6 protein-coding genes and 1 pseudogene are annotated in these 7,545 nt (G+C 75.2%); 5 read left to right on the top strand and 2 right to left on the bottom strand.

Annotation, left to right across the window (positions count from 1 at the left end; genetic code table 11):
* Nucleotides 1–284 precede the first annotated feature (284 nt).
* Entirely contained in the window at nt 285–1,193 is a 909-nt protein-coding gene (locus CBZ_RS17360; protein ID WP_130782734.1) for a RecB family exonuclease, read from the top strand.
* Between the two features lie 18 nt (nt 1,194–1,211).
* Here the strand turns inward: CBZ_RS17360 and CBZ_RS17355 are convergent, their stop codons facing one another.
* The gene (locus CBZ_RS17355; protein ID WP_246013508.1) at nt 1,212–1,934 is read right to left on the bottom strand and encodes an HAD family hydrolase; all 723 of its coding nucleotides are present in this window, start codon (nt 1,932–1,934) and stop codon (nt 1,212–1,214) included.
* 281 nt (nt 1,935–2,215) lie between these two features.
* Between CBZ_RS17355 and chvE the strand changes: the two genes are divergently transcribed.
* The 3 genes from chvE (at nt 2,216) to CBZ_RS17340 (ending at nt 5,902) form a co-directional block, all read left to right on the top strand.
* The gene (chvE, locus tag CBZ_RS17350; protein WP_130782732.1) at nt 2,216–3,325 is read left to right on the top strand and encodes a multiple monosaccharide ABC transporter substrate-binding protein; all 1,110 of its coding nucleotides are present in this window, start codon (nt 2,216–2,218) and stop codon (nt 3,323–3,325) included.
* Nucleotides 3,322–4,938, top strand: a complete 1,617-nt coding sequence (locus CBZ_RS17345; RefSeq protein WP_130782731.1) for a methyl-accepting chemotaxis protein — start codon at nt 3,322–3,324, stop codon at nt 4,936–4,938. The genes chvE and CBZ_RS17345 overlap by 4 nt, the downstream gene beginning before the upstream one ends.
* A 106-nt stretch (nt 4,939–5,044) precedes the next feature.
* Nucleotides 5,045–5,902 carry a PAC2 family protein gene (locus tag CBZ_RS17340; protein WP_130782730.1) on the top strand — a complete coding sequence of 286 codons (858 nt, stop codon included), beginning with the start codon at nt 5,045–5,047 and terminating at the stop codon, nt 5,900–5,902.
* Between the two features lie 57 nt (nt 5,903–5,959).
* Here the strand turns inward: CBZ_RS17340 and mshC are convergent, their stop codons facing one another.
* Nucleotides 5,960–7,216 carry a cysteine--1-D-myo-inosityl 2-amino-2-deoxy-alpha-D-glucopyranoside ligase gene (gene mshC, locus CBZ_RS17335; RefSeq protein WP_130782729.1) on the bottom strand — a complete coding sequence of 419 codons (1,257 nt, stop codon included), beginning with the start codon at nt 7,214–7,216 and terminating at the stop codon, nt 5,960–5,962.
* A 57-nt stretch (nt 7,217–7,273) separates the two neighbouring features.
* Here mshC and CBZ_RS21390 point away from each other — a divergent pair.
* Nucleotides 7,274–7,545, top strand: a pseudogene (locus tag CBZ_RS21390) (magnesium and cobalt transport protein CorA); the annotation flags it as partial.

The raw sequence follows: 7,545 nt of genomic DNA, 5'->3' as shown, positions 1-7,545 counted from the left end.
GCGCACCGTGGGCGCGAACAGCAGCGTGAGCACGACCGCGGCGAGCAGCCAGCTCGGCGCGAGGATGATCGGGGCGCCCGCGACGCGGCCGATGACCCAGCCGGAGGACCGTCGTCTCGGGGGTCGGGTGTCGCTCACCGGACCAGCGTAGGTGGTGGGCCGGACGCGTCGGCGCCCGGTCCGGGGGCGGGTCACGGGCGTCACAGCCCTCCACCGGCGGGGCACGGGCGGGAGCGTGGGTGGCGCCGCCTACGCTCGGGGGCGTGAGCGCACAGGACGTGGTGGTGGCCGACCGGGACGAGTCCGTCGAGGAGCTCGTCGACGAGGCCGTCGCGCAGGCCGCCCCCGTCCGACCGCCGTCGCGGCCGGGGCTGTCGCCGTCGCGCGCGAACGACTTCCTGCAGTGCCCGCTGCTGTTCCGGTTCCGCGTCGTCGACCGGCTGCCCGAGCCGCCGAGCGCCGCCGCCGCACGCGGCACGCTCGTGCACGCGGTCCTGGAGCACCTGTTCGACCTGCCGGCCGAGCAGCGCACGCTCGACGCCGCGCGCGGCCTGGTCCCCGCGCAGTGGGACCGGCTGCGGGAGGACGCGCCGCAGATCGCGGAGCTGTTCGCCGACGAGGCGGAGCTCACCGCGTGGCTCACGTCCGCCGAGGCCCTGCTCGGGACGTACTTCACGCTCGAGGACCCGACCCGGCTGCAGCCGCGCGAGCGCGAGCTCATGGTGAGCGTCGAGCTCGAGGACGGCCCGCAGCTGCGCGGGATCGTCGACCGCGTCGACGTCGCGCCGAACGGCTGGGTGCGGGTCGTCGACTACAAGACCGGCAAGTCGCCGCGGGCCGGCTTCGAGGGCGGCGCGCTGTTCCAGATGCGGTTCTACGCGTACGTCATCTGGAAGTCGCGGGGCGTCCTGCCCAAGCTCCTGCAGCTCGAGTACCTGGGCGACGGCACGGTCCTGCGGCACGAGCCGACCGAGCCGGAGATGCACACGCTCGAGGCGCGCGTGCGGTCCATCTGGCGTGGCATCGAGGACGCGGCGCGCGCTGGCGACTGGCGTCCGCGCACGTCCCGCCTGTGCGACTGGTGCTCGTTCAAGGCGCAGTGCCCGGCGTTCGGCGGCACGCCGCCCGAGGTGCCGGAGGGTGCGGTCGAGCGCTCCATCGGCGTCGCACCGCCCGCCCCCGCGGTCGCCTGACCGGACGGCGCCCGCCCGTCAGCGGGTCGTGAGGGTGTCCAGCACGTCCCCGCCGGCGACCCGCGCGAGGTCGTCGAGGCCGACGTCGACGAGCGAGCGGACACGGCTCAGACCGGGTCGGGCCTCGATGGGCTGCATGACCTCGACCGCCACGACCCGCGCACCCGACGCCACGGCGGACGCGACGCCCGAGCGCGAGTCCTCGACGGCGACGCACTCCTCGACCGGGACACCGAGCAGGCGCGCCGCGGTGAGGTAGGGCTCGGGGTCGGGCTTCGGGCGGGTGACGTCGTCGCCCGCGACCACCACGTCGAACAGGCCGACGGTGCGCGCGAAGGGCTCGGCCAGGACGCGGAACGACGACGTGACGAGCGCCATCGGCACCCCGGCGTCGCGCAGCGCCAGCAGCAGCTCGTGCGCGCCGGGCTGCCAGGGCACACCCGCCGCGACACCCGCACCGACGCGGCCGTTGAGGAAGGCCGCGATCTCCTCGGCGGACCGCGTGACACCGCGCTCCTGCAGCGCCACGACCGCGACCGCCATGGGGTTGCCGACCATCGCGGCGCCGTCCTCGTGCGTCCACACGCCGCCGTGCGCCTCGACGAGCTCCGTCTCGGCAGCGATCCAGTGCGGCTCGGTGTCGATGAGGGTGCCGTCCATGTCCCACAGGACCGCGGCGGGCAGGGCGGGCGGCGCGCCGCTGTCGCGGGCCGCGGACGCGCTGGAGGGGCTGAGGGTCAAGGCGGGACTCCTGTCGACGGTTCCTTCCACGTCGAGGCTAACCGCACCGCTGCGCGACCCCGGAACACCGTCCACGCGGGACCGGTCGCGTCACGACGCCCCGCTGCAGCGCACGTCCCACGGCGACGCATGCCCGGCGCGGCGCCGCCCGCCCGACCGCGGGCACGGGCGCTGCAGGGGTGACCCGCGCCACCCTCGGTCCCGTTCACTTCTGCGCGCACCGGCCGATAGGCAACGGCGAGGACCCAGGACGGGTCCGCAGGACCGAAGCAGGAGGCAGCATGAGGCGCCAGGCCGGACCGATCGTCGGGCCGGGGGTGGTCGCCCTCGTGCTCGCCCTGACCGCCTGCGGGACGCCCGCGTCGCCGTCGGCGGCGGACGACGCGCAGCTCGTCGGCGTCGCGATGCCGACGACGACGTCCCCGCGCTGGATCGCGGACGGCGAGAACGTCACCGCCCAGCTCGAGGCGCTCGGCCACGAGGTCGACCTGCAGTTCGCCGACGACGACGTGCCCACGCAGATCGCGCAGATCGAGGCCATGATCGACGCGGGCGCCGAGGCGCTCGTCGTCGGGTCGATCGACGGCTCGGCGCTCAAGGACGTGCTCGGCCGCGCCGCCGACGAGGGCATCCCCGTCATCTCCTACGACCGCCTCATCCGCGACTCGGACGACGTCGCCTACTACGCGACGTTCGACAACCAGCGCGTCGGCATCCAGCAGGGCACGTCGCTGCTCCAGGGCCTGGGTGTCCTCGACGACGCGGGGGCGCCGACCGGCGAGTCCGGGCCCTTCGCGGTCGAGCTGTTCGCCGGGTCTCCCGACGACAACAACGCGACGGTCTTCTACGAGGGCGCGATGAGCGTCCTGCAGCCGTGGATCGACGAGGGCGTCCTCGTCGTGACGTCGGGCGAGACGGACTTCGCGACGATCGCGACGCCCGCGTGGAACGGCGAGACGGCCGCCGCGCGCCTCGGGCCGCTGCTGGACACGCACTACGGGTCGACGCGCCTGGACGCCGTCCTCGCGCCCGCCGACATCCTCTCGGTGCCGCTGCTCGAGGTGCTCCGCAACCACGGCTACGGCACGGCGGACCAGCCCTGGCCGGTCGTCACCGGGCAGGACGCCGACGTCGCGGCCGTGAAGGCCGTCGTCGCGGGCGAGCTGCACTCGACCGTCTACAAGGACACGCGCCAGCTCGCCGAGGTCGCGGTGCAGATGGTCGACGCGCTGCTGTCCGGGCAGGAGCCCGAGACGAACGACGTGACGTCGTACGACAACGGGGTCGAGGTCGTGCCCGCGTACCTGCTGCAGCCCCAGCTCGTCACGAGCGAGAACTACGTCGAGGTGCTGCTCGACAGCGGCTACTACACGCAGGAGGACCTGGCATGAGCGCGAACCCCACCCCGCGGCGCACGCGTGCGGCGTGGTTCTGGGACCGGCCGGTCGCGCTCAAGGTCGGCGCGTCGCTCGTCGTGATGGCGGTCGTCTTCGCCGTCGTCGGCGGCATCGGCGGGCTGGCCCTGATCCGCGCCGGCGACAACCTCGAGCGGGTCCGCGTCCTGACGGGCGACCTGCAGGGGTCGATGGCGGAGCTGCGCACCGTGCAGCAGACGAGCCACCTGCTGGTGCGCCGGGCGACGGCCGCCCCCGACGAGACCCTGCGCACGCAGCTCCTCACGTCGTCGGCCTGGAACGACCGCCGCGCGGCGGAGCTCATCGGGACGGTCGACGCCTACCCCGAGGCGGACGTCCAGCAGTGGGCGGACTTCAACGCCCGCTGGGAGGCGTGGCACGCCTTCCGCGACGGCACCCTCATGCCGTTCGTCGAGGCCGGGGACCTCGATGGACTGGAGGCGGCGCTCGGCTCGTCCGCCGCGGGCGACCCGGACAACGCCGGGCGCGCGCTGCAGCTCGCCGACGGCCAGATCACCTCGCAGGTCGAGGAGATCCAGGTGCGGGCCTCCGCGGAGATCCGCACGGTCCTCGTCGGCCTCGTGCTGGGCTTCGTCGTGGCCGGCGCGGTCGCCGCGACCCTGGCCGTCGCCGTCACCCGCCGTCTCACGCGCGGCCTGCGCACCGTCAGCGCGTCCCTCGACGCGATGGCGTCGGGCGACCTGACCGTGCGCGCCGACGTCGCCGAGCAGGACGAGCTCGGCCGGATGGCCCGCTCGGCCGGTGTCGCGCAGGACTCGCTGCGCGAGATCCTCGCGGGCGTCGTCGGCACGACGGCGACCATCGCCACGGCGAGCCAGGACATGGCCGCCGCGGGCGAGCAGGTCGCGGCCGGCTCCGAGGAGACCAGCGCCCAGGCGGGCGTGGTCGCCGCGGCCGCCGAGCAGGTCTCCCGCAACGTCCAGGACGTCGCCGCGGGCGCCGAGCAGATGGGCGCGTCGATCCGCGAGATCGCGCAGAACGCCGGCGAGGCCGCGAAGGTCGGAACCACCGCGATGGCTGTCGCGCGCACGACGAACGACTCGGTCGCCCGGCTCGGCGCGTCGTCGCAGGAGATCGGCGACGTCGTCAAGGTCATCACGACCATCGCCGAGCAGACCAACCTGCTCGCCCTCAACGCGACCATCGAGGCCGCACGCGCCGGAGACGCGGGCAAGGGCTTCGCCGTCGTCGCGAGCGAGGTCAAGGACCTGGCCGGCGAGACCGCGAAGGCGACCGAGGACATCGCCCGTCGCGTCGAGGCGATCCAGCGCGACACGACGACCGCAGTGGGTGCGATCGAGGAGATCGCCCGCGTCATCGAGCGGATGAACGACTACCAGCTGACGATCGCGTCGGCCGTCGAGGAGCAGACCTCGACGACCAACGAGATGAGCCGTGCGGTGGCCGAGGCCGCCACGGGCTCGGCGGAGATCGCGACGAACATGACCGGCGTCGCGACCGCGTCGGCGACGTCGGCCGAGATGCTCGCGCGCCTCGGTGGTCAGGTGGAGGGGCTCGCGGCGACCTCGGAGGACCTGCGGCGGCAGGTGGGTGCGTTCACGTTCTGACGCGTCTCGCGCCACGGCGGCGCGGACGGGCGGGCCGTCGCCCCGGGTGACGGTCCGCCGCGCGCCGCCGCCGGGCCGTCGCGCGCCCGCGTCCTAGGCTGGGCAGATGACAGAGCACGGACCCGCGGAACTCCCCGACGGCGAACCCGTCATGCTCGCCGCGTTCGAGGGCTGGAACGACGCCGGATCGGCGGCCACGCACGCCCTGCAGCACCTGCACGAGGCGTGGGGCGCCGAGCAGGTCGACGAGCTCGACCCGGAGGAGTACCACGACTTCCAGGTGAACCGCCCGACCGTCGGACCGGGCGCGGACGGGCGGCGCGAGATCACGTGGCCGACGACGTCGGTCGCGGTCGCCGACACCCCGCGCACGGGCCGCCGGATCGTCATCGTGCACGGCATCGAGCCGTCGATGCGGTGGCGCCGCTACTGCGCCGAGCTGCTCGACATCGCGTCGGGGCTCGGCGTGCGCACGGTCGTGACGGTGGGCGCCCTGCTGGCCGACGTGCCGCACACGCGCCCCATCCCGGTCAACGCCACCAGCGAGGACGCGCAGCTGCGCGAGGACGCCGGGCTCGAGCCCAACAGCTACGAGGGTCCGACGGGGATCGTCGGGGTGCTGCAGCACGAGGCTGCGGCACGCGGCATGCGGGCGCTGTCGCTGTGGGCGGCGGTGCCGCACTACGTCGCCCATCCCCCGTCGCCCAAGGCCACGCTCGCGATCCTGCACCGCGTCGAGCAGCTCGTCGGGGAGCCCGTGCCGCTCGGTGAGCTGCCCGACGACGCGGCGGCCTGGCAGCACGGCGTCGACGAGCTCGCGGGCGAGGACAACGAGATCGGCGAGTACGTGCGCCAGCTCGAGGAGGCGAAGGACACCGCCGACCTGCCCGAGGCGAGCGGCGAGGCCATCGCCCGGGAGTTCGAGCGGTACCTGCGCCGGCGGGACAAGGGCACCGGCGGCTGACCGCTCTCCCCCGGCCGCCCGACACCCGCGGACGGCGGGGCGTCGGGCGGGCTCAGGTCAGAGGCGCACGCCGAGCAGCGCGTCGACGGTGCGGGCGACGAGCCCGGGCGCGCCCTCGACCGGCTCCGCGTCGCCCTGCAGGGCGGTCTCGACCCACGCGTCGACGACGTCGAGCGCACGGGGGGTGTCCAGGTCGTCGGCGACGGCCGCACGGACCCCCGCGATCGTCGCGGTCGCATCGGGTCCGCCGTTGCCCGACAGGGCACGCCGCCACCGCTCCAGCCGCTCGGCGGACTCGCTCAGGCCCTGCTCGGTCCAGTCCCAGTCGTCGCTGTACCGGTGCGACAGGATCGCGAGCCGGATCGCCATCGGGTCGACGCCCGCGGCGCGCAGCGCCGAGACGAGGACCAGGTTGCCGCGAGACTTGCTCATCTTCTCGCCGTCCAGCCCGACCATGCCGGCGTGGACGTGCACGCGGGCCCCCAGACCCTCGTCGAGCAGGCGGGCGTGCGACGTGCTCATCTCGTGGTGCGGGAACCGCAGGTCCGACCCGCCGCCCTCGACGTCGAACGGCAGCCCGAGCGCGTCCCGGGCGATCACGGCGCACTCGATGTGCCAGCCGGGGCGGCCCGTGCCGAGCGTGCCGCCGTCCCACGCGGGCTCGCCCGCGCGCTCACGACGCCACAGCAGCGGGTCGAGGGCCGACCGCTTGCCGGGGCGCTCGGGGTCGCCCCCGCGCTCCGCGGACAGGGCCAGCATGTCGTCGAGGCCCAGGCGCGCGACCGCGCCGAACGCGCCGTCGGCCGACAGGTCGGCGTAGACGTCGCCCGGACCGTCGTCGACCGCGTCCGGGGACGGCACGGTGTACGCGGCGCCCGACGCGAGGAGCGCCGACACGGCGTCGACGACGTCGGGGATCGACTCCACGACACCCGTCCAGGCGTCGGGCGGGACGACGCCGAGCGCCGTCATGTCCTCCGCGTAGAGCGCGGTCTGCTCGGCGGCCAGCTCGCGCCAGTCGACGTTCGTCGCGCTCGCCCGCTCCAGGAGCGGGTCGTCGACGTCCGTGACGTTGGACGCGTACCGGACCTCCTGCCCGGCGTCGCGCCACGCGCGCCCGAGCACGTCGAACGCGACGTAGGTCGCGGCGTGGCCCAGGTGGGTCGCGTCGTAGGGGGTGATGCCGCAGACGTAGAGCGTGGCCGTCGGTCCGGGCGCCGCCACGACGCGCTCGCCGGTGGAGGTGTCGCGGACGGTGACGGGCCCGCCCTGTCCAGGGAGCCGTGGGATCTGCGGGGCCGGCCAGGTGAGCACGGGCGGCAGCCTAACCTCCGGGGCGCGTCGGGCCGGGCGCAGGGCCACAATGCAGGCGTGGACGAGACGGTCCGGCCCGGCGGTGCCGGGATGCCCGACGAGGTCGTCCGGACGCTGCCCGCACCGGACGCCGACGCCGACGCCGGCCGCCACCCCCGCCGGCCGACGACCTGGGTCGTCGTGCCCGACCCGGCCGACCTGCCGGCCGCTGCGCTGCGGCACGGGCTCGGCGACGACGCGGTCGCGGTCCTGCGGCTCGGGGGCGCGGGCGCCCACCCGCCCGCCCCCGGTCACCCCGTGCGGGCGCGGATCGTGCGGACGCCCGACGG

The sequence above is a fragment of the Cellulomonas biazotea genome, from assembly GCF_004306155.1.
Classification (GTDB): domain Bacteria; phylum Actinomycetota; class Actinomycetes; order Actinomycetales; family Cellulomonadaceae; genus Cellulomonas; species Cellulomonas biazotea.
This window is presented reverse-complemented; position numbering and strand designations above follow the sequence as displayed.